Consider the following 18665-nt stretch of genomic DNA (forward strand, 5'->3'; position numbering starts at 1 on the left):
CCTCAGCTCTGTGATGCAGCTTTGGGAAGGATATCGTTGGCCACCATCTCGCCAAACGGGCTGACGTAGCCGGCGCTTTTCGGCAGTTCGGGACGTTCGATATCCAGATGCGGAAACAGCAACTCAGCGACCCGATACGATTCTTCCAGGTGCGGATAACCGGAAAAGATAAAGGTGTCGATGCCCAGGTCTGCGTATTCCTTGACCCGCGCCGCAACCGTTGGGCCATCGCCCACCAGCGCCGTGCCCGCGCCGCCGCGCACCAGCCCGACCCCGGCCCACAGGTTGGGGCTGACTTCCAGGTTGTCGCGGCTGCCGCCATGCAAGGCCGCCATGCGCTGCTGGCCCACCGAGTCGAAACGCGCCAGGGACGCCTGGGCGCGGGCGATGGTGTCGTCGTCCAGGTGGGAGATCAGTTTATCGGCGGCTTTCCAGGCCTCTTCATTGGTTTCACGCACGATCACGTGCAAGCGAATGCCGAAGCGCAGGGTACGTCCGAGCTTGTCGGCCTTGGCCCGCACCTGCGCGATCTTTTCCGCCACCGCTGCCGGTGGTTCGCCCCAGGTCAGCACCATTTCCACTTGTTCGGCCGCCAGGTCCTGGGCCGTCTCGGACGACCCGCCGAAGTACAACGGCGGGCGTGGCTGCTGGACCGGCGGGTAGAGCAATTTGGCACCTTTGACGCTGATGTGCTCGCCGTCGTAATCCACGGTCTCGCCTTCGAGCACGCGGCGCCAGATGCGGGTGAATTCCACCGACGCCTGGTAGCGCTCTTCGTGACTGAGGAACAAGCCGTCGCCGGCCAGCTCTTCCGGGTCACCGCCGGTGACCAGGTTGAACAGTGCGCGGCCACCGGACAGGCGGTCCAGGGTCGCGGCCTGACGCGCGGCCACCGTCGGGGAAATGATCCCGGGGCGCAGCGCGACAAGAAATTTCAACCGCTGGGTCACGGGGATCAGCGAGGCGGCCACCAGCCAGGAGTCTTCGCAGGAGCGCCCGGTCGGGATCAACACCCCGCCGAAGCCCAGGCGGTCGGCAGCCTGTGCCACTTGTTGCAGGTAACCGTGATCGACGGCGCGAGCGCCTTCGGCGGTGCCAAGGTAATGACCGTCGCCGTGGGTAGGCAGGAACCAGAAAATATTGAGGCTCATGGAGTTGTCTCCTGAAGAAATCGGATTACGGCGCTTTGGCAACAGCGGCGGGTGGGGTCCAGATCACGTCCTTGATGCTCAAGGGCTTGGGGATCAATTTGAGCTGGTAGAAGGTGTCGGCGATTTTCTGCTGGGCCGCGACCACTTCGGGCGTCAGGAACAGCGCGCCGTAGCCCTGGCGTTTCACCGAGGTCAGGGTGATATCAGCCGGCAGGCCGAGCAGCGGCGCGACCTGGTCAGTCACTTGCTGCGGGTTGGCCTTGGACCATTCGCCCACCGCGCGCACTTCTTCCACCAGCGCCCTGATTACCTCGGGGTGCTGTTCGGCGTAAGGCTTGGTGGCCAGGTAGAACTGGTGGTTGTCGGCAATGCCGGTACCGTCGCGCAGGGTGCGCGCTTGCAGCTGTTTCTCGGCAGCGGCCTGGTACGGGTCCCAGATCACCCAGGCGTCCACGCTGCCACGCTCGAAGGCGGCACGGGCATCGGCGGGCGGCAGGAACACGGTTTTCACGTCGGTGTATTTGAGGCCGGCGTCTTCCAGGGCACGCACCAGCAGATAATGCACGTTGGAGCCTTTGTTCAGCACGACGGTTTTGCCCTTGAGCTCAGCCACCGATTTGATTGCCGAATCTTTCGGCACCAGGATCGCTTCACTGGTCGGCGCCGGCGGCTCATAGGCCACGTAAAGCAGATCCGCACCGGCGGCCTGGGCGAACACCGGTGGGGTTTCGCCGGTGACGCCAAAGTCGATCGAGCCGACATTCAGGCCCTCAAGCAGTTGCGGGCCACCGGGGAATTCGGTCCATTGCACCTGCACGCCCTGCTCGGCCAGGCGCTTTTCCAGCGAGCCCTTGGCCTTGAGCAGCACCAGCGTGCCGTACTTCTGATAACCGATCCGCAGGGTGTCTGCGGCGTGGGCTTGAACGATGGCGCCGAAGGACACAGCCGCAGCAAACAGTGCGACCAGACCGCGACGCAAGATGACAGTGCGCATGGCGCTCTCTCCAAATATGCGAGTGGGGTGTTGGCTGCACCTGCTTGGCCGTTGGCGGCTGAGTAAGGTGAGTGTTTCCAGATGTCGGGGTAAGGCTCAAATGCTCCAGCGAGCACTCAACAAGCGTTCATTCAGTACATGCGGGTCCAGCGGTTTCGGGCGGCGGGCCATGGCGCTGTAAAACTGCTCCAGGGCTTCCTGCAGACGCTGTTCAAGCACCGGCACCAACTGCGCCTGGGCACTGCCTTCGCCGTAGGCGATCTGGCTGTCTTCGGCGAAAATCCCGTGGAGCAATTCCTGCGCCTTCAGCGCCGACAACACCGGCTTGAGGGCGTAATCCACCGCCAGCATGTGCGCGATGCTGCCGCCGGTGGCCATCGGCAACACCACCTTGTGGGCCAGGGCACGCTCGGGCAGCAAGTCGAGTACCGTCTTCAGTGCACCGGAGAACGACGCCTTGTACACCGGCGTGGCGATCACCAGGCCATCGGCATTCGCCACCTGCTGCAACAGGTCGATGACCTTGGCGCTGTCGAACCGCGCATGCAGCAGGTCTTCAGCCGGGAAGTCGCGGATCTGGTAACTCACCACCTCCACGCCCTGGTCCTGCAGCCATTGACGGGTTTTCTCCAGCAAGACCCCGGAGCGGGAACGCTGACTGGGACTGCCTCCAAGTGTTACGACCAGCATGTAGGGAATTCCTCAAGCAAGTGTCGGCGGCTCGCTGTGTAGCGATGACGCCAAGATGGAACAGACCTTAGCAGCAGATTTATATATCTTTAAATCTTATTTATTCATTTGTTTATTCCATAAAAACATATACAGAAAACAGATCGCCGCGCGAAAAAAAAGGCCATCGAAATGGCCTGAAAACCCCTGCTTGAAATGCGCTCAACGTGTGGGAGGGGGCTTGCCCCCGATAGCGGTGGGTCAGCTAAATATTTGGTAACTGAGGCACCGTAATCGGGGGCAAGCCCCCTCCCACACGGGTCCTGTCTCCAGGGTTGAGCTGTGTTAACGGTTGGGTTGTGGCGTCAGGCGCAGGTACGGCTTCACCGCGCGATAGCCCTTCGGAAAGCGTTTCTTGATCTCTTCCTCGTCCTTGAGCGACGGCACGATCACCACTTCATCACCGTCCTGCCAGTTGGCCGGTGTGGCGACTTTATGGGTGTCGGTCAACTGCAGCGAGTCGATCACCCGCAGGATTTCGTGGAAGTTACGGCCGGTGCTGGCCGGGTAGGTGATGGTCAGGCGGATCTTCTTGTTCGGGTCGATCACGAACAGGGAGCGCACGGTGAGGGTGTCGCTGGCGTTGGGGTGGATCAGGTCGTAGAGATCGGAAACCTTGCGATCGGCATCGGCCAGGATCGGGAAGTTGACGACCGTGTTCTGGGTTTCGTTGATGTCTTCGATCCACTTGTGGTGCGAGTCCACCGGGTCAACCGACAGCGCGATGGCCTTGACGCCACGCTGGGCGAACTCATCCTTGAGCTTGGCGGTGAAGCCCAGTTCGGTGGTGCACACCGGGGTGAAGTCCGCCGGATGGGAAAACAGCACACCCCAGCTATCGCCCAGCCATTCGTGGAAACGAATCTTGCCGGCGCTGGAATCCTGTTCGAAGTCGGGGGCGATATCGCCCAGTCTTAGGCTCATTGTGTGGCTCCTGATGAGTGCTTATGGAGCCCACTGTGCATGCATAGGAGAAATTTTAAAAAGAATAAATATCAATTTATCTAGACGATAAAGGAATATTAAAGATCTGTTCATTGGACGTGATCAGCACTGAAGAGCACCATCTTCTTCAAGGTTCGAGAAGGCCTTGAGACGCTGCACAAAGAGGGTTCAGGAAGGGCTTGCGGGGGTTGAGCCCGACTTGAAAAGCAAGACACCTTGCCCGGCATTGCGCCGGGCAAGGTTTTACAGTCTTACAACAGCGGGATCGAGTAGCTGACGATCAAGCGGTTTTCGTCCTGGTTACGCGCGTTGGCGATATCGCTGCGCCACATAGCGTTTTTCCAAGCCACGCCGACGTTTTTCAGCGGACCTTCCGGTACGACGTAGGCAACAGTGATGTCACGTTCCCACTCGGACTGGCCGGTGAACTCGGCACGGTTGCTGGCGACGGTGTCGATATGGTCGCCTTTGAGGTAAACCACACCCGCGGTCAGGCCAGGTACGCCGACTTTGGCGAAGTCGTAGGAGTAGCGAGCTTGCCAGGTACGCTCGCCGGCACGGGCGAACTTCTGGATCTGCATGTCCGTCGTGATGTAGGCCGACGAGCCGTCACCCTGGTTCAGCCAAGGGAAGTCGCTGCTGCCGTTGCTGACCTGGTAACCACCACCGAAGGTGTGACCGGCAACCGAGTACAGGAACAGGCCGCTGTACAGGTTGTTGTCGACTTTGCCACGACCGGAGTTGACGCCACCGTAGTTGCCTGTAGAGAAGTAGGCGGACTGGTTGCCGTTGTTACCGTCGTCGGAGCTGTTGAAGTAACGCAGGTCAGACTTCAACACGCCCGGACCGATGGCCCAGTTGTGGGTCAGGCCCAGGAAGTGCTGCTTGTAGAAATCTTCCAGGTTGCCGTAGTAGTACTGGGCGGTCAGATCCTTGGTGATCTTGTAGTCGCCGCCGGCATAGTAGAACTTGTTGCTCGAACGCCAGTTCACACCACGGCTGTTGGCACCGGAGATGGACAGGCTTTCGTTGTTGCTGGAGTTACGGCCCTTGGCCTTTTCGATCTGGCCGGCGACCAGGGTCAGGTCCTTGATGTCGCTGGAGCTGATCTGGCCACCCTGGAAGGTCTGCGGCAGCATACGACCATCGTTGGTCACGATGACCGGCAGCTTGGGCTGCAAGGTACCCAGCTTCAATTCAGTCTGGGAAATCTTGGCCTTGGCAGTCAGGCCCAGGCTCGAGTAGTTATCAACGGCTTCGCCATTGGACTTGCTCGGGAAGATGGTGCCGCCGTAGGACGTGGCAGTCGCGCCGTTGGTACCGCCGCCGGAATCCAGGCGAACACCCAACAGGCCGATAGCGTCAAGACCGAAGCCCACGGTGCCTTGGGTATAACCGGAGATGAAACGCAGATCGAAGCCTTGGCCCCATTCTTCGTTCTTGCTCGGGTTGGCCGTGCCTTCGCGGTTATCGGTGTTGATATAGAAGTTGCGCAGACCCAGTGTGGCCTTGCTGTCTTCGATGAAACCGGCAGCGCCTGCTTGCTGGGCGATTGCGCCCAACGCTACAGCCACAGCCAAGGTGGACTTCTTCATGTACCGCTCCTCTCATTTCTAATTTTTGTATTTCTTTGGTCTCGGGTCTGACGCCCTCGATCCACAGATGCGCGATTAGCGCCAGATAGTGACCACCAAGTCAATCGTAACCTTGTGTGTCTACTACCTTCGTCTAATCGCAGTTGATTTGGTCCCTGCAGGGTAATGAGTTTTTCATACACCCAAAAAGAATTATTTCATTCTTTTTCATACGATTCAGGAATAAGCGCGTTCGCGAAACGGACTGGTCAGGATAGACCAACCTGCCCATAAGCTAATTCCTAAAGGGTATTTACCTGTGCTTTTTTAGATCGATTAGTGTTGACGTTCGGTTGCATACGTCACTCACGATCAAAAAGGCGACGCCATCATGGCCAAGGGCACATCCTCCCGTCAATTTGTTACAGTTTTTGTATCGGTATTACTTTCTTTTGATGTCAACGGCTGACGGCTCCACGAACACGCTATCGGCAAAAATCAACGCTTCTGAAGGCCTGGTAGTGCGTAACGGCAGCGGCATCACGCATTGGGGATAAACGCGGCCCAATGTGGGAGGGGGCTTGCTCCCGATGGCGGTGTGTCAGTCACATAGAAATTGACTGACCCACTGCTATCGGGGGCAAGCCCCCTCCCACAGGTAGATATGTATTGGTTGCCAGGCCGGGCTTACAAAGCCTTCTCGAAAATTTTCGAGTTGCGCTGATAGTTGTACAGCGACGCCCGCGCCGATGGCAGGCGGTCCACGCTGCTCGGCACGAAGCCGCGCTCACGGAACCAGTGGGCGGTGCGGGTGGTGAGGACGAACAAGGTCTTCAGGCCCTGGGCACGGGCACGGGTCTGGATGCGCTCAAGCAGCACGTCGCCGCGCGCGCCATGGCGGTATTCCGGATTCACTGCCAGGCACGCCAATTCACCCGCATCCGAATCCGCGATCTGATACAACGCCGCGCAAGCGATGATCATCCCTTCGCGCTCGACCACGCTGAACTGCTCGATCTCCCGCTCCAGCACTTCCCGCGAACGACGCACCAGGATGCCCTGCTCTTCCAGCGGGCTGATCAGGTCGAGCAAGCCGCCGACGTCCTCGATCGCCGCTTCGCGCACCAGTTCGAATTGCTCCTGGGCCACCAGCGTACCGCCGCCGTCACGGGTAAACAGCTCGGTGAGCAAGGCGCCGTCTTCGGCGTAGCTGACGATATGGCTGCGCCCTACTCCACCCCGGCAAGCTTCAGCGGCGGCATCGAGCAGCTCGGCCTGGTAGTTGCTCCCCAGGCGCTGCAGGTGGGCCGGCACTTGTTGCGGACGCAGTTCGCGCACCAGGCGACCATTTTCATCGATCAGGCCCAGGTCGGCGCCGAACAGCAGCAGCTTGTCGGCACCCAGGTCGATGGCGGCGCGCGTGGCGACGTCTTCGCAGGCCAGGTTGAAGATCTCACCAGTGGGCGAATACCCCAGCGGCGACAACAGCACGATGGAGCGCTCGTCCAGCAGGCGGTTGATACCCTTGCGGTCGACCCGGCGCACTTCGCCGGTGTGGTGATAGTCCACGCCGTCCAATACGCCGATAGGGCGCGCGGTCACGAAGTTGCCGCTGGTCACGCGCAGGCGCGAGCCCTGCATGGGCGATGAGGCCATGTCCATGGACAGGCGCGCTTCAATGGCGATACGCAGATGGCCGACCGCGTCGATCACACACTCCAGCGTCGCCGCATCGGTGATGCGCATGCCTTCGTGGTAAGTAGGGGTCAGGCCACGCGCTTCAAGGCGCACTTCGATCTGCGGGCGCGAACCGTGCACCAGCACCAGCCGCACCCCCAGGCTGTGCAGCAGCACCAGGTCGTGGACGATATTGCCGAAGTTGGGATGTTCCACACCATCGCCGGGCAGCATGACCACAAAGGTGCAGTCGCGGTGAGCGTTGATGTAGGGCGAAGCGTGACGAAGCCAATTAACGTAGTCGGGCATAACACCTGGGCCTGTAATAAAAAGCAGCCGAAAAGGGATCAATCGTGAAAGCGCACAGCGGGCTGATGGTTATCGTCGGAACAGGCTTGGCGACACGCTCACTCTCCTTTCTATGTACGAACAGGCGGGGGTTAATTTATGCAGGTTTCAGGCAGTAATGTTCAATCAGTTCCCGCAATAGACGCACTGTAGGCGTCAAGCGTGACATTTCGAGGTATTCGCCCGGCTGGTGCGCACAGGCGATATCGCCAGGGCCGAGCACCAGGGTTTCGCAACCAAGGCGCTGAAGATAAGGCGCTTCGGTGCCGAACGCCACTGCTTCGGCACGATGGCCGGTCAAACGCTCTGCCACCCGTACCAGTTCGGCGTCTTCCGGCTGCTCGAACGGCGGCACTTCGGGGAACAGCGGCGCGTAGTCGATCTTGACCTGATGGCGCTCGGCCAAGGGTTGCAGCTTCTGCCGGATGGCGGCGCGCAGGACTTGCGGGTCCATGCCCGGCAGCGGCCGCAGGTCGAATTCCAGCGAGCACTGCCCGCAGATGCGATTGGGGTTGTCGCCGCCGTGAATGCAGCCGAAGTTCATGGTCGGCTGCGGCACGCTGAACTGCGGGTTGCGGTATTCACGTTGCCAGGCCAGGCGCAGGCCACGCAATTCGCCGATGGCGTCGTGCATGGCTTCCAGGGCGCTGTGGCCCAGACTCGGGTCCGATGAATGGCCGCTTTGGCCAAGAATGTCGATGCGCTCCATCATCACACCTTTGTGCAAGCGGATCGGCTTGAGGCCGGTCGGCTCACCGATCACCGCCGCCCGACCCAACGGCCGCCCCGCGTCGGCCAGGGCACGGGCGCCGGACATGGAGCTTTCTTCATCGCACGTGGCGAGAATCAGCAGCGGTTGCTTGAACGGTTGATCCAGCAGCGGCAATACGGCTTCGATGGCCAGGGCGAAGAAGCCCTTCATGTCGCAACTGCCCAATCCTACCCAGCGCCCGTCGACTTCCGTCAGCTTGAGCGGATCGGTTTTCCACAATGCCGCGTCGTAGGGCACCGTGTCGCTGTGACCGGCCAGCACCAGGCCGCCGGGGCCGCTGCCAAAGCTCGCCAGCAGGTTGAATTTGCCGGGGCTGACGTGCTGGATGTCGATGGCGAAGCCCAGGTCGCCCAGCCAGGTGGCGAGCAGATCGATCACCGGGCGGTTGGTCTGGTCCAGCGACGCTTGAGTGCAACTGACCGACGGCGCGGCAATCAACGCGGCGAACTGCTCTTTCATGGACGGTAACGGCATGCGCGGTCTCCAACTTCCCGGATGAGCCCCACTATAGAGCCATCTGCACGACACAATAAACCGTTGCGGCACGTTGCCGGGCTCAGTCCTGTACACTGCACGACCTTGGCAGCCACACTTTTCCCCGGCTGCGCTCCCGATCCTGGATTTTCCGGCCATGCAGAAAGAAACCGAAATCAAGCTCCGCGTCAGCCGCGAGACACTCGCCGCGCTGCGTGAGCACCCGCTACTGAAAAAACGCAACAAAAGTGGCTGGGAACGCCGTGAGTTGATGAATCAGTACTTCGACACCCCCGAGCGCGACCTGGCCCAGGCCAAGGTGGCCCTGCGCCTGCGCAAGGACGGTGACGACATCATCCAGACCCTCAAGACCCGCGGCCAGAGTGTTGCCGGCTTGTCGGAACGCAACGAATACAACTGGGACCTGCCCAAAGCCAAGCTCGACGTGAAGAAGCTCGACGGCGAGTGCTGGCCCGAGCAACTGGCCGAGCTGGACAAAAAGACCCTCAAGCCGATCTTTACCACCGACTTCGTGCGTGAACGCGCCGAAATCGCCTGGGGTCGCGGCAAGGCCAAGGTGGTGATCGAAGCCGCCCTGGACCTGGGCCATGTGGTCGTCGGCAAGCAGAAGGAAGAAATCTGCGAGCTGGAATTGGAACTGCGCGAAGGTGAGCCGGCAGCCCTGCTGGAGCTGGCCGCCGAACTGGCGGCGACCCTGGCGCTGATGCCGTGTGACATCAGCAAGGCCGAACGTGGTTATCGCCTGTACGACGCCAGCAGCTACTCCCTGAGCCTGCCGGCGCCGCAGATTCACGCCGAAATGCCGTTGGACGATGCCTTCGCCGCAATCATGTGGCACCTGCTGGGCAGCAGCCAGCGTCTGGCCGAGCAATATCGCTTCAATGGCCACTGGCGTCTGCTGCAGGATTGGGTCGAGAACCTCGGCGAATTGCGCGCCCTGATCGGCAGCCTCGGCCAGGCCGCGCCGCGCCAATCCACCAGCGAGCTGCGCAGCGCCCTGGATGCGTTGCTGGAAGACTGGCGCCCGCTGGTCCAGGCCGGTGACGACGATGAAGACATTCGCAAAGCCGCGCCGGAGCAGTTCGTTGAAGAGTTGCAGGATGTGCGCTGGGGCCTGTTCTCCCTGAACACCTCGCGCTGGCTGCTGGCCCGCACCTGGACCGAAGCGCGCAACGTACGTGGCAACCGTCAGGGCGCCGCGCAGATCACCAACTGGCTACCGCGCCTGTTGGCCGATGACGCCGTTGCCCTGCAACTGTCGCGTTACCAGCAGCAGCCGGAAGACCTGGCCGAGCAATTGCCGCGCATCGAACGCATCCAGGCCTGGCTGCACCATGCCCGTCACGTGGTGGACATCCCGGAACTGGACCGCTTGTACGGCGAGCTGAACAAGCTGGCGCACCTGGCTAACCAGCCGATTACCGATGAGTCGCTGGATGCGCGGATGCATCAGGCGATTGCGGTGTATCAGAATCGGGCGTGGAAGACGCTTCTGCGCCTGTAACATTGCTATCGGGGGCAAGCCCCCTCCCACATTTTGACCTGTGGGAGGGGGCTTGCCCCCGATGAGGCCTTCCCTGTCAGCGCAATACTGGCAGACTGGTAGTGGACTTGATCTCGGACAAAGCCACAATCGAATTGACCTCCTGAATCCCCGGCACCATCGACAACTTGTCAAAGAAAAACCGCTCGTACGCCTCGATGTCCGACGCAACAATGCGCAATAAGAAATCCACCGCGCCCATCAGTACATAACACTCCAGCACTTCCGGAAAGCCACGAATCGCCTCGGTGAACTCGGTGAAGTTGGATCGGCCGTGAGCGTTGAGTTTGACCTCGGCGAAAATCTGCGTGTTGAGGCCGATTTTCTTGCGGTCCAGCAGCGTCACCTGGCCACGAATCACGCCCTCTTCCTTCAACCGCTGGATGCGCCGCCAGCAGGGCGACTGGGACAGGCCGACCTGTTCGGCGATCTGCGCGCTGGAGAGCGAGGCGTCCTCTTGCAGCAGGGCCAGGATGCGGCGGTCATAGACGTCCAATTCACTGTGCATAAAAATACCTTCGGGTGCGCTTATCTTGAATTGCACGATTCGAATTTATGCGAATCTGGCTCATCTTAGATAAGAAATCTCCCATGGCGAATGTAAAAATTCCTCCAGCCAAATCTGGAGAGTCAGCATGCACGCCGTTGAAACCGTCCACTCTGTTACCCGCGCCGATGCGTGGGCTGTCGATAGCCTTCAGTGCGAGGCGCATTATCGGATTGCCGCAGAGGCGGAGCCGGACGTGCTGTGCCGGGTACTGAATTACTTCGCGCTGCAATTTCTCACGCCCAGACAGGTGATCGTGAACAGGCAAGACGACCTGCTGCATATCGACATCGTGGTGGACGGCCTGAGCTGGCATCGCGCCCAGGTGATTGGTGAAAAGTTTCGAAACCTGATCAGCGTGTGTTCCGTTGAGTCGTGGCCGGCAGGTAGCGCGCGGCCTCAAGCCGTGGCGGCAACCTCTCGGTAAAAGCCTGCAATACACGCCCAGGGAGAATATTCAGAAGCTGGCTAGCCTGGGATTACACCCGACGCCAATCTGGAACCCCTCATGCCCGCCGTCCTGCAAGATCGCCCTCTGGAACTGCAACAGTTGCTGCCTGCATTGATCGAGCAGCAACTGATTACGCCAGAGACGGCGCGGCAGGTGTCGTCCGTGCCCGCCAGCGCCCGGCATCCCCTGGAAATGATCGCCGCGCAAGGACCGTGCCTGGAAACATTGACCCGGTGGCTGGCCCGGCACGTCGATCAGCCTTATCTACGCATCGACCCGCTGAAGATCGACGTGGCGACGGTGGTGCCGTTGATGTCCCACGCCTTCGCCCAGCGCCACGCCATCCTTGCAGTGGCCGTGGATGCGCACAGCGTCACCGTTGCCAGCGCTCAGCCCCATGTCAGCGGCTGGGAGGCCGGGCTTTGCCAGGTACTCAAACGTTCGATAAGACGCGTGGTGGCCAACCCTCAAACCCTCCAGCGCTGCATCAATGAATTTTACCGTTTGGCCAAATCTGTCAGCGGTGCCGACCAGCAAATGGCGTCCCCCGGTACTGTCGAACGGTTCAGCCTGGGCGCCAGCGATAGCGAGCCGCATGCCGATGACGCGCATATCGTCAATATCGTCGACTGGCTGTTGCAGTACGCTTTTGATCAACGGGCCAGCGATATCCATATCGAGCCCTGCCTTGAACAGGGGCGTGTGCGCTTTCGCATTGACGGGCTGTTGCATGACGTCTACCAATTTCCGCCCCAGGTCAGTACCGCTGTGGTCAGCCGGCTGAAAAGCCTTGGGCGTATGAATGTGGCAGAGAAGCGCAAGCCCCAGGATGGGCGCATCAAAACGAAAACGGCAGGCATTGAAGTGGAACTGCGCCTGTCGACCTTGCCCACCGCCTTCGGCGAAAAGTTGGTCATGCGCATTTTTGATCCCCAGGTGCTGCTCAAGGATTTCGATCAACTGGGGCTGTCCGTCGACGATCAGCAGCGCTGGCAGGCCATGACCCGACAGACCAGCGGCATCATTCTGGTCACCGGCCCCACCGGCTCGGGCAAGACCAGCACGCTCTACAGCACCCTCAGGCAACTGGCGACCCGGGAGGTCAACCTGTGCACGGTGGAGGACCCCATCGAAATGGTCGAGCCGGCATTCAACCAAATGCAGGTGCAGCACAACATCGACCTGTCCTTCGCCAGCGGTATCCGCGCGTTGCTGCGCCAAGACCCGGACATCATCATGATCGGCGAGATTCGCGACCAGGAGACCGCCGAAATGGCGATCCAGGCCGCGCTGACCGGGCACCTTGTGCTGTCAACGCTGCACACCAACGATGCGCCGAGCGCCATCAGCCGTTTGCAGGAACTGGGTATCGCTCATTATTTGATCAAGGCGACGCTGATAGGCGTCATGGCACAGCGCCTGGTGCGCGTGCTGTGCCCCCATTGCAAACGCGCCGTCGCCGAAGTCTACGAGGCGGTCGGGTGTGGTGAGTGCCGCGACAGTGGCTATCGAGGCAGGGCCGGGCTTTACGAAATCATGATTCTGGACGAAACCCTCAAAGCGCTGATCACCCCCGGCGCTGACGTTCAAGCCTTGCGCCATGCGTCTCTCGGGCAAGGCATGCACAGCCTGCGAATGGCCGGCATGCAAAAGGTGAAGGCCGGACTGACGACGCTGACGGAAGTCCTCAGGGTTACCCCTGGGGATTCAGAAACAAATCCTTTGTTCGCTGGCCAATGAAACCGTTCTTATCCGTGACGACACCGTTACAATCGACCGAACGTCGTGTCACTGACATCATCAGATAGGGAATCGCAATGCAGATCGGAACCGTACTGCTTCTTTTCGTGGGTTTGGCCATTGCCATCCTGTTCATGGGTTTCAAGGTGGTGCCCCAGGGCTACCAGTGGACCGTCGAACGTTTCGGCCGCTATACCAACACCCTCAAGCCCGGCCTGAACATCATCATCCCGGTCATGGACCGCATCGGCCGCAAGATCAACGTGATGGAAAGCGTGCTGGATATCCCGCCCCAGGAAGTGATTACCGCCGACAACGCCACCGTGCAGATTGACGCCGTGTGCTTCTTCCAGGTGGTCAACACTGCCCAGGCCGCGTATGAGGTGAACAACCTCGAACATGCCATCCGCAACTTGCTGCAAACCAATATCCGTACGGTGCTCGGCTCCATGGAGCTGGATGCCATGCTCAGCCAGCGCGACGGCATCAACGAAAAACTGCTGCGCACCGTCGACGAAGCTACGGCGCCGTGGGGCATCAAGATCACCCGTATCGAAATCAAGGACATCAGCCCGCCCGCCGACCTGATGGCGGCCATGTCCGGACAAATGAAAGCCGAGCGGATCAAGCGCGCACAAATCCTCGAAGCCGAAGGCCTGCGCGCCTCGGCGATCCTCACCGCCGAGGGCAAGAAACAGGCGCAGATCCTCGAGGCAGAGGGTAGCCGCCAGGCCGCCTTCCTCGAATCCGAAGCGCGTGAACGTCAGGCCGAGGCTGAGGCCCGCGCGACCCAGGTGGTATCCGAAGCGATCGCCTCCGGCAACGTGCAGGCGGTGAATTACTTCGTCGCGCAGAAATACATCGATGCCCTGGGCAAGCTGGCATCGGCCAACAACAGCAAAGTGATCCTGATGCCGCTGGAAGCCAGCCAGGTCATTGGCGCCGTGGGCGGTATCGGCGAGATCGTCAAAGCCACTTTCGACAACAAGAAAGGCTGAGGTCGCCACCATGTGGGATTTCCTGCAGCATCTTTCGTTCTGGGATTGGTTGGCGCTGGGCACCGTCTTGTTGATTCTTGAGGTGTTCGGTGCCGGAGGCTACCTGTTGTGGATGGGTATCGCCGCAGCGGCCGTGGGTGTGATCAAGTTCATCGTCCCGCCCCTCGGACTGGAGTGGCAACTGCTGCTGTTCGCCCTGCTGTCGATATTGACGGCCGTGTACTGGTGGAGACGCCAACGCAGCAGCGCCAAGGCCAGCGATCAACCCGGCTTGAACGAGCGCGGTTCAGAGCTGGTCGGGCGCACGTTCGTGGTGCATCAGGCGATAGTGGACGGCAGGGGCAAGGTCAAGGTCGGCGATGGCGTATGGATGGTCACCGGTGCCGATGCACCTGTAGGCGCTCAAGTCCGCGTGGTTGGGCAGGATGGGGTAGTTTTAAAGGTTGAAACTGTTTAGTCAGTGATGGAACTGGATCAGGTTAACTACAATCAAAACGTACAGATAACCCACCGGAGTCACCCATCATGCGTCTTAAATATGCTGTCGCAACCCTTGCTGTGCTCTCTCTCCCTGTCGGCTCAGCCATGGCCGATAGCTTCTGGCGTAATGTCATCTCGTCAGGCGCCACCACCGGCTCGACCTACCTGACCTTCAAGGACCACAAAATGGTCGTCGCCGCCCAGGACGACGCCGGCAGCTTCGTCGCCAGCGACGGCGGCATCCGCGGCCCGTACCTGGAAGCGGCCATGCAGAAAGTGCGCGCCGATAACCCTGGCCTGCAGGCCACGGACATGGAGCTGGCCAACGCCATCCTCGCGAAGAACGCTGTTACCGAGTAACCACTGCAACCTAAAAAATGCCGCTTTCTCAAGCGGCATTTTTGCATTCCCCTACAAAAAACCTGCGATTGATTACGTCAAGAGTCGAGTTTTCTGGGCAACCATCGGATCAGTCCTGTCGAGGCCGTGGGTAGCAGGTAACAAGCTACCGATTCCTTTTTCAATAAAGTGAATCAGTCTCCATGCAAAAACTTGTATTCGCCTGCCTCCTGTCGGCAGCCGCAGCCCCCTGTGCCCAGGCAGAAAGCTGGTATGGTTCGACTAAGCTCAACAGTACACGCCAGAACCTCTCCAGCGCTCTGCTGACCAGCCCCCGCGTGACAGAACGTGTGGCCGCACCGGACAGCAGCAAATCGGTGGTTGGCTCCTTTGCAGTGGGTTATGCCTTTGCCGACGGGTGGCGCCTGGAGGGCGAATACACCATGCCCAATACCTCGACATTCAAGTCCTACTGGGCGCCCTTCAATGCCAACGTCAATAGCCTGCACACCCAGAGCCAGCGCCTGATGCTCAATGGTTACAAGGACATACCTATCAATGACTGGCTGTCGTTCTACGGGATGGCCGGCATGGGTGTCGCGCGGGTTGACGCTGCTGGCTACCAAACCAACGATACACGGCGTTTTGCCAGCAATCGCCAGCACAACTTTGCCTACAGCGTGGGCATCGGGTTGCAAGCCAGGCTCAATGAGCGACTCACCCTGGGCACTGGTTATCGCTATACCGCCATGGGCGATGTTGAAACTGGCTACAACACGTTTGCCAACAGGGTGAATGCCCGTGATGAACAGCTCAAAGGCAAACTCAAGGAGCAGAATTTGTTTCTTGAAGCCCGCTTCGGCTTTTGATTCCCTGAAAAAATGCCGCCGTCCAGGCGGCATTGTTTTGCTCGCAACATGACGAATCGTTCACGGGCGACAGGCTATATTCAGTCGCACCGTGCAACCATGCAGGACTCGCACGTCCATCACCCATCGCCTATCGGATGCCTTCTTCGTCATGAGCCAACAGCCTTTCCTGCCGTTCTCCAAACCTACCATTGACGAAGCCACGATCTCGGCGGTCGGCGATGTCCTTCGTTCCGGCTGGATCACCAGCGGGCCGAAGGTGCTGGCGTTCGAAGCGCAGTTGTCGGAGTTCTTTGGCGGCCGCCCGGTGCGCACCTTCAACTCAGGCACCTGCACCATGGAAATTGCCCTGCGCATCGCTGGTATCGGGCCTGGGGATGAGGTCATCACCACACCAATCTCTTGGGTCGCCACAGCCAATGTCATCCTCGAAGTGGGCGCCACCCCGGTCTTTGCCGATATCGACCCGGTGACCCGCAACATCGATCTGGCTCAGGTTGAAGCGGCGATCACCCCGCGCACCAAGGCGATCATCCCGGTCTACCTGGCCGGTTTGCCCTTGGACATGCCGATGCTTTACGCGCTGGCCAACAAGTACAACCTGCGCATCGTCGAGGATGCTGCCCAGGCCCTGGGGTCCAGCTGGGACGCAGAACGCATCGGCGCTACCGGCGACTTCGTCTCGTTCAGCTTTCAGGCGAACAAGAACATCACCTCATCCGAAGGTGGCTGCCTGGTGCTGAACAACGCCGAAGAAGCCCGTCTGGCCGAGAAGTACCGCCTGCAGGGCGTCACCCGCAACGGTTTCGACGGTCTGGATGTGGACGTGCTGGGCGGCAAGTTCAACATGACCGATATCGCCGCCGCCATCGGCCTGGGACAATTTGCCCACATCGAGAAGATCACCGCCCATCGTCAGAACCTGGCACGGCACTACTTCGAATGCTTCGGCAGTGATTTCGAAGAACAGTACGGCGCACAACTGCCGCCGGCGGACTTCGAAAACAGCAACTGGCACTTGTTCCAACTGGTATTGCCGGAGCGTCAGGATGGGTTGCCCGCCCGCGCCACTTTTATGGAGCAGATGCAGGCCCGCGGCGTCGGCATTGGCTATCACTACCCGCCCATCCACCTGCTGAGCCTGTATCGGGCACAGGGCTTCAAGGAAGGGATGTTTCCCGTGGCGGAGCGTGTTGGGCGATTGATCGTGTCGTTGCCGATGTTCACGGCGATGACAGAGGCGGATGTGGAGCGGGCTGTGGCGGCGGTCAAAGCCGTATTGAAAGCAGGCTGATTATCCAGTGTGGGAGGGCGCTTGCCCTCGATTACGGTGGGTCAGCCACTGATGAGCAGACTGACACTCCGCCATCGGGGGCAAGCCCCCTCCCACAAACTGACCAGCATTAGGGCAAGCCCCTCCCACATCGGGTTCTGTGTTTACTCGCCGATAGCGGCTTTGTAGCCGGCAGCGTCCAGCAGTTTCTCCAGATCAGCCGGGTTGCTTGGCTTGAGCTTGAAGATCCAGGCGCCATAAGGGTCGGAGTTCAACAGCTCAGGACTCCCACTCAACTCGTCGTTGACCGCAATCACTTCGCCTGCAACCGGGGCGTAGATGTCCGAGGCAGCCTTCACCGACTCAACCACACCCGCCTGGCCCTCGGCTTCAAATGTGGCGCCAATCTCAGCCAACTCAACAAACACCACATCACCCAACGCTTCCTGTGCATGGTCGGAGATTCCGACGGTCACGGTGCCGTCGGCTTCCAGACGGGCCCACTCATGACTTTCGGCAAAACGCAGGTCGGCAGGGATATTGCTCATAGTCTGTGTCCTCAAGAAGAAATGTCAGCGGCCAGTGGCCTGCCGGAAAATAGTTAGATCAAGGTTTTGCCATGGCGGACGAAGGTCGGCTTGACCACTCGAACCGGGTACCACTTGCCGCGAATTTCCACTTCGGCCCGGTCGGCAGTCGCCGTCGGTACACGCGCCAGGGCAATGGATTTGCTAAGCGTAGGTGAGAAACTACCACTGGTGATCTCCCCTTCGCCAACATTGGCGATACGAACTACCTGGTGAGCACGTAGAACTCCACGTTCTTCCAGGACCAGCCCGACCAATTTGAACTGCACACCGGCTGCTTTTTCCGCTTCCAGCGCGGCGCGGCCGATGAAATTGCGCCCTGCCGGTTCCCAGGCGATGCTCCAGGCCATGTTGGCAGCCAGGGGCGACACCTGCTGGTGGATATCCTGGCCATACAGGTTCATGCCGGCCTCCAGGCGCAGGGTATCGCGCGCACCGAGGCCGATGGGGGAAATACCGGCGCCCACCAGGTCGTTGAAAAAACCCGGCGCCTGGTCGGCAGGCAGGACAATTTCCAGGCCGTCTTCGCCGGTGTAACCGGTGCGAGCGATAAACCAGTCGCCGTCGGCCTGGCCTTCGAAAGGTTTGAGCTGATGGATCAGGGTGCCACGGGACTGGGTCACCAGTTCGGCGATCTTCTGCCGCGCGTGGGGACCTTGAATGGCGAGCATGGCCAGCTCGGAGCGCTCCTGCAGTTGCACCTGATAGCCGCCCAGTTGCGCCTGCATCCAGGCCATATCCTGGTCACGGGTGGCAGCGTTGACCACCAGTCGGTAACCGGTTTCGGTACGGTAGACGATCATGTCGTCCACCACCCCGCCCTGCTCGTTGAGCATGGCGCTGTACAACGCGCGGCCGCAGCCGTGCAATCGATCGACATCATTGGCCAGCAGGTACTGGAGCCATTCCTTGGCCTGAGGGCCGGTGACATCGATCACGGTCATATGAGATACATCGAACACCCCGCAGTCGCGCCGCACCTGGTGGTGCTCCTCGACTTGCGAGCCGTAATGCAAAGGCATATCCCAACCGCCAAAATCGACCATTTTCGCGCCGAGGGCGAGATGCAGGTCATACAGAGGCGTACGCTGTCCCATGGGTTTCTCCTTCCGGGCTTGGCGAAGGTGCGCAGAGCTGCCACTTGCGCCGAACA

18 protein-coding genes are annotated in these 18665 nt (G+C 60.2%); 8 read left to right on the forward strand and 10 right to left on the reverse strand.

Annotation, left to right across the window (positions count from 1 at the left end; genetic code table 11):
- Positions 1 to 2: 2 nt before the first annotated feature.
- From ssuD to argE, 7 genes are all read right to left on the reverse strand, one after another.
- Entirely contained in the window at positions 3 to 1151 is a 1149-nt protein-coding gene (gene ssuD, locus BFQ04_RS08445; RefSeq protein WP_065950420.1) for an FMNH2-dependent alkanesulfonate monooxygenase, read from the reverse strand.
- 25 nt (positions 1152 to 1176) lie between these two features.
- Positions 1177 to 2145 (reverse strand): sulfonate ABC transporter substrate-binding protein, encoded by a 969-nt coding sequence (locus BFQ04_RS08450; RefSeq protein WP_065950421.1) that lies wholly within the window; start codon positions 2143 to 2145, stop codon positions 1177 to 1179.
- A gap of 96 nt (positions 2146 to 2241) precedes the next feature.
- On the reverse strand, positions 2242 to 2835 hold the full coding sequence (ssuE, locus tag BFQ04_RS08455) for an NADPH-dependent FMN reductase (RefSeq protein ID WP_065950422.1): 594 nt from the start codon (positions 2833 to 2835) through the stop codon (positions 2242 to 2244).
- Between the two features lie 324 nt (positions 2836 to 3159).
- A complete protein-coding gene (locus BFQ04_RS08460; protein WP_065950423.1) occupies positions 3160 to 3798 on the reverse strand; it encodes a peroxiredoxin in 639 nt (212 codons plus the stop codon).
- 272 nt (positions 3799 to 4070) lie between these two features.
- Complete coding sequence (locus BFQ04_RS08465; protein ID WP_065950424.1) at positions 4071 to 5414, reverse strand: OprD family porin; 1344 nt, start codon at positions 5412 to 5414, stop codon at positions 4071 to 4073.
- Positions 5415 to 6080: 666 nt separating this feature from the next.
- Entirely contained in the window at positions 6081 to 7379 is a 1299-nt protein-coding gene (gene argA, locus BFQ04_RS08470; protein ID WP_049711030.1) for an amino-acid N-acetyltransferase, read from the reverse strand.
- A 136-nt stretch (positions 7380 to 7515) separates the two neighbouring features.
- A complete protein-coding gene (gene argE, locus BFQ04_RS08475) occupies positions 7516 to 8664 on the reverse strand; it encodes an acetylornithine deacetylase (protein ID WP_065950425.1) in 1149 nt (382 codons plus the stop codon).
- Positions 8665 to 8821: 157 nt separating this feature from the next.
- Here argE and BFQ04_RS08480 point away from each other — a divergent pair, with 157 nt between their 5' ends.
- A complete protein-coding gene (locus BFQ04_RS08480; RefSeq protein ID WP_065950426.1) occupies positions 8822 to 10189 on the forward strand; it encodes a CYTH domain-containing protein in 1368 nt (455 codons plus the stop codon).
- Positions 10190 to 10265: 76 nt separating this feature from the next.
- On the opposite strand, the gene BFQ04_RS08485 is transcribed toward BFQ04_RS08480, so the two are convergent.
- Positions 10266 to 10736, reverse strand: coding sequence for an Lrp/AsnC family transcriptional regulator (locus BFQ04_RS08485; RefSeq protein ID WP_043046970.1), 471 nt, complete (start codon positions 10734 to 10736; stop codon positions 10266 to 10268).
- 127 nt (positions 10737 to 10863) lie between these two features.
- Between BFQ04_RS08485 and BFQ04_RS08490 the strand changes: the two genes are divergently transcribed.
- From BFQ04_RS08490 to BFQ04_RS08520, 7 genes are all read left to right on the forward strand, one after another.
- The gene (locus tag BFQ04_RS08490) at positions 10864 to 11202 is read left to right on the forward strand and encodes a hypothetical protein (RefSeq protein WP_065950427.1); all 339 of its coding nucleotides are present in this window, start codon (positions 10864 to 10866) and stop codon (positions 11200 to 11202) included.
- 81 nt (positions 11203 to 11283) lie between these two features.
- The gene (locus tag BFQ04_RS08495) at positions 11284 to 12966 is read left to right on the forward strand and encodes a GspE/PulE family protein (RefSeq protein ID WP_065950428.1); all 1683 of its coding nucleotides are present in this window, start codon (positions 11284 to 11286) and stop codon (positions 12964 to 12966) included.
- A gap of 77 nt (positions 12967 to 13043) precedes the next feature.
- Positions 13044 to 13964 carry an SPFH domain-containing protein gene (locus BFQ04_RS08500; RefSeq protein WP_003176797.1) on the forward strand — a complete coding sequence of 307 codons (921 nt, stop codon included), beginning with the start codon at positions 13044 to 13046 and terminating at the stop codon, positions 13962 to 13964.
- Positions 13965 to 13974: 10 nt separating this feature from the next.
- A complete protein-coding gene (locus BFQ04_RS08505; protein ID WP_065950429.1) occupies positions 13975 to 14421 on the forward strand; it encodes an NfeD family protein in 447 nt (148 codons plus the stop codon).
- A gap of 68 nt (positions 14422 to 14489) precedes the next feature.
- Positions 14490 to 14804, forward strand: coding sequence for a DUF2388 domain-containing protein (locus BFQ04_RS08510; RefSeq protein ID WP_057723397.1), 315 nt, complete (start codon positions 14490 to 14492; stop codon positions 14802 to 14804).
- A 182-nt stretch (positions 14805 to 14986) separates the two neighbouring features.
- Positions 14987 to 15652 (forward strand): outer membrane protein, encoded by a 666-nt coding sequence (locus BFQ04_RS08515; RefSeq protein ID WP_065950430.1) that lies wholly within the window; start codon positions 14987 to 14989, stop codon positions 15650 to 15652.
- A gap of 151 nt (positions 15653 to 15803) precedes the next feature.
- Positions 15804 to 16946, forward strand: coding sequence for a DegT/DnrJ/EryC1/StrS family aminotransferase (locus BFQ04_RS08520; protein WP_065950431.1), 1143 nt, complete (start codon positions 15804 to 15806; stop codon positions 16944 to 16946).
- Between the two features lie 143 nt (positions 16947 to 17089).
- Here BFQ04_RS08520 and gcvH read toward each other — a convergent pair whose 3' ends face one another.
- Both gcvH and gcvT read right to left on the reverse strand, forming a co-directional pair.
- Positions 17090 to 17473: a glycine cleavage system protein GcvH gene (gene gcvH / locus BFQ04_RS08525; RefSeq protein WP_065950432.1), complete on the reverse strand. Its 384-nt coding sequence runs from the start codon at positions 17471 to 17473 to the stop codon at positions 17090 to 17092.
- Between the two features lie 53 nt (positions 17474 to 17526).
- Entirely contained in the window at positions 17527 to 18609 is a 1083-nt protein-coding gene (gene gcvT / locus BFQ04_RS08530) for a glycine cleavage system aminomethyltransferase GcvT (protein ID WP_065950433.1), read from the reverse strand.
- Between the last annotated feature and the right edge of the window lie 56 nt (positions 18610 to 18665).

Source organism: Pseudomonas sp. 37 R 15 (assembly GCF_900004865.1).
GTDB lineage: Bacteria > Pseudomonadota > Gammaproteobacteria > Pseudomonadales > Pseudomonadaceae > Aquipseudomonas > Aquipseudomonas fluorescens_AM.

What these genes read in the sequence shown, in the direction of transcription:
- BFQ04_RS08515 (WP_065950430.1), top strand. Translation starts at nt 14,987, where the DNA reads ATGCAAAAACTTGTATTCGCCTGCCTCCTGTCGGCAGCCGCAGCCCCC.
- BFQ04_RS08450 (WP_065950421.1), bottom strand. Translation starts at nt 2,145, where the DNA reads ATGCGCACTGTCATCTTGCGTCGCGGTCTGGTCGCACTGTTTGCTGCG.
- BFQ04_RS08520 (WP_065950431.1), top strand. Translation starts at nt 15,804, where the DNA reads ATGAGCCAACAGCCTTTCCTGCCGTTCTCCAAACCTACCATTGACGAA.
- ssuE (WP_065950422.1), bottom strand. Translation starts at nt 2,835, where the DNA reads ATGCTGGTCGTAACACTTGGAGGCAGTCCCAGTCAGCGTTCCCGCTCC.
- BFQ04_RS08490 (WP_065950427.1), top strand. Translation starts at nt 10,864, where the DNA reads ATGCACGCCGTTGAAACCGTCCACTCTGTTACCCGCGCCGATGCGTGG.
- BFQ04_RS08485 (WP_043046970.1), bottom strand. Translation starts at nt 10,736, where the DNA reads ATGCACAGTGAATTGGACGTCTATGACCGCCGCATCCTGGCCCTGCTG.
- ssuD (WP_065950420.1), bottom strand. Translation starts at nt 1,151, where the DNA reads ATGAGCCTCAATATTTTCTGGTTCCTGCCTACCCACGGCGACGGTCAT.
- BFQ04_RS08480 (WP_065950426.1), top strand. Translation starts at nt 8,822, where the DNA reads ATGCAGAAAGAAACCGAAATCAAGCTCCGCGTCAGCCGCGAGACACTC.
- argE (WP_065950425.1), bottom strand. Translation starts at nt 8,664, where the DNA reads ATGCCGTTACCGTCCATGAAAGAGCAGTTCGCCGCGTTGATTGCCGCG.
- BFQ04_RS08465 (WP_065950424.1), bottom strand. Translation starts at nt 5,414, where the DNA reads ATGAAGAAGTCCACCTTGGCTGTGGCTGTAGCGTTGGGCGCAATCGCC.
- argA (WP_049711030.1), bottom strand. Translation starts at nt 7,379, where the DNA reads ATGCCCGACTACGTTAATTGGCTTCGTCACGCTTCGCCCTACATCAAC.
- BFQ04_RS08460 (WP_065950423.1), bottom strand. Translation starts at nt 3,798, where the DNA reads ATGAGCCTAAGACTGGGCGATATCGCCCCCGACTTCGAACAGGATTCC.
- BFQ04_RS08505 (WP_065950429.1), top strand. Translation starts at nt 13,975, where the DNA reads ATGTGGGATTTCCTGCAGCATCTTTCGTTCTGGGATTGGTTGGCGCTG.
- BFQ04_RS08495 (WP_065950428.1), top strand. Translation starts at nt 11,284, where the DNA reads ATGCCCGCCGTCCTGCAAGATCGCCCTCTGGAACTGCAACAGTTGCTG.
- gcvT (WP_065950433.1), bottom strand. Translation starts at nt 18,609, where the DNA reads ATGGGACAGCGTACGCCTCTGTATGACCTGCATCTCGCCCTCGGCGCG.
- gcvH (WP_065950432.1), bottom strand. Translation starts at nt 17,473, where the DNA reads ATGAGCAATATCCCTGCCGACCTGCGTTTTGCCGAAAGTCATGAGTGG.
- BFQ04_RS08510 (WP_057723397.1), top strand. Translation starts at nt 14,490, where the DNA reads ATGCGTCTTAAATATGCTGTCGCAACCCTTGCTGTGCTCTCTCTCCCT.
- BFQ04_RS08500 (WP_003176797.1), top strand. Translation starts at nt 13,044, where the DNA reads ATGCAGATCGGAACCGTACTGCTTCTTTTCGTGGGTTTGGCCATTGCC.